This is a genomic window from Pseudomonadota bacterium (genome assembly GCA_034660915.1).
In the GTDB taxonomy this organism is placed as follows: domain Bacteria; phylum Desulfobacterota; class Anaeroferrophillalia; order Anaeroferrophillales; family Anaeroferrophillaceae; genus DQWO01.
In genome coordinates this window covers 1-1,820 of the sequence record JAYEKE010000208.1, presented here as the reverse complement: position 1 = coordinate 1,820, position 1,820 = coordinate 1, and the positions used below count along the sequence as shown (strand labels likewise).

2 protein-coding genes are annotated in these 1,820 nt (G+C 51.1%); both read left to right on the top strand.

Translation table 11 applies throughout. The annotated features are described in order from the left end of the window. Positions 1–1,238: amylo-alpha-1,6-glucosidase (locus U9P07_11625; GenBank protein ID MEA2110056.1), on the top strand; the 1,238-nt coding region annotated here is incomplete at its 5' end. A 371-nt stretch (positions 1,239–1,609) separates the two neighbouring features. Next, positions 1,610–1,820: DUF3417 domain-containing protein (locus U9P07_11620; protein MEA2110055.1), on the top strand; the 211-nt coding region annotated here is incomplete at its 3' end.

The following is a 1,820-nucleotide window of genomic DNA, read 5'->3' as shown; positions in this document are numbered from 1 at the left end:
TCACGCTTGAAAAAGACCTTGAACTGGCGCTGGAACATTATCTGGTCAAACGGGGCCGGCTTAAATCCGTCATTGCCGGCTACCCGTGGTTTCTGGACTGGGGCCGCGATTCACTGATTGTCACCCGAGGCCTGATCGCAGCGGGAAAGATTGAAGAAGCTAAAGCGGTTTTGCTCCAGTTCGGCCGCTTTGAGGAGCGCGGCACCCTGCCCAACATGATTCAGGGAGACAACGCCGGCAACCGGGACACGACTGATGCCCCCTTGTGGTTCATGGTTGCCGTCAAAGATATGTTGAGAACAGAAAACCCTCATGATTTTCTTGAAACAAATACTGGCGACCGGACTATCCGGCAGATTATTTTCTCCATCGGCAATTCTCTGATTCACGGCACTGACAACGGCGTGCGGATGGATCCGGAATCGGGACTGCTTTTCAGTCCGGCCCATTTCAGCTGGATGGATACCAATTATCCGGCCGGCACTCCCCGGCAGGGATACCCCGTAGAAATCCAGGCCCTCTGGCATGCTTCCTTATCATTACTGGGGCTTTTGGACCCACAGGAAGAAAAAAGGCCCTGGTTGTCACTGGCCCGGCAGGTTGAAAATTCCATTGAAAAACTTTTCTGGCTCAAGGAAGAGGGATTTCTGGCCGATTGTCTCCATAGCCCGGATGGTGGTCCCGCCACGCAGGCAGAAGCCGATGATGCCCTGCGCCCCAACCAGCTACTGGCCATCACCCTGGGGGCGATCAAAAATAAAGATTACTGCCGCCGGACTCTTGATGCCTGCGCCGGCCTCCTGGTTCCAGGAGCCATCCGCAGCCTGGCTGACCGACCGGTACGAAAACCGCTGGCTATCTACCATCACGGCCAGCTGCTCAACAAGCCTGACAACCCCTACCAGGGAACGTATGCAGGAGATGAAGACAGCCAGCGAAAAGTTGCCTATCATAACGGCATCGCCTGGAGCTGGATATTTCCCAGTTTCAGCGAAGCCTGGACCCTGACCTATGGCAGAGAAGGCGCTGAAACCGCCTGTTCCTGGCTGGGCAGCAGCATCAGGCTGATCAATGAAGGCTGCATCGGCCAGCTGCCAGAAATAACCGATGGAAATTTTCCTCACCGGCAACGGGGCTGCGATGCCCAGGCCTGGGGGGTCAGTGAACTGCTGCGGGTTGTCAGACTCCTAACATACAGGGAAGAGGAGAAAGGCCAAAGGATAAAGGGTAAAGGGTAAAAGGTAAAGAATTTCATTGCAAATCATGATAAATAAGTTACACTGATCATACGTTAAGCAACTTAACTTCCTGAGATGCTTTGTCAGGAATAGCATACCGGAACATCCATGGAAATTTCATTCAGCTGTTTTTGTGTAACTCAGAAAGTGTAAATATTCGGCCACGTTTTCAAAAAAGACAAAAATACTCTCACGGAGACGCAAAGGCACAGAGAACCCCTGTTATTTGCACTCTGTGACTCAGTGTCTCTGTGAGAAATAAGAAAAATTTGCCAATCTATAGACAAAGTCGAATATTAACCAGAAAGTTAAGTTAAGCAATGAACATAAATCAATCAACAACGCTATAAATATGAAGAGGTAGTGTAATTATGAGTCATATCAAAATCTTTAATGTATTCCCCAGGGTTCCTGAACCACTTGCTTTTCTAACCACCCTGGCCCGCAACCTCTGGTGGTCCTGGCAGCGGGATGCGGTAGAATTATTCCGCCGCATTGATCCCCGGCTCTGGGATGACACCCGCGGCAATCCGCTGGTTTTCTCCACCAAAGTTACCCACAAACGACTGGAGGAACTGGCGG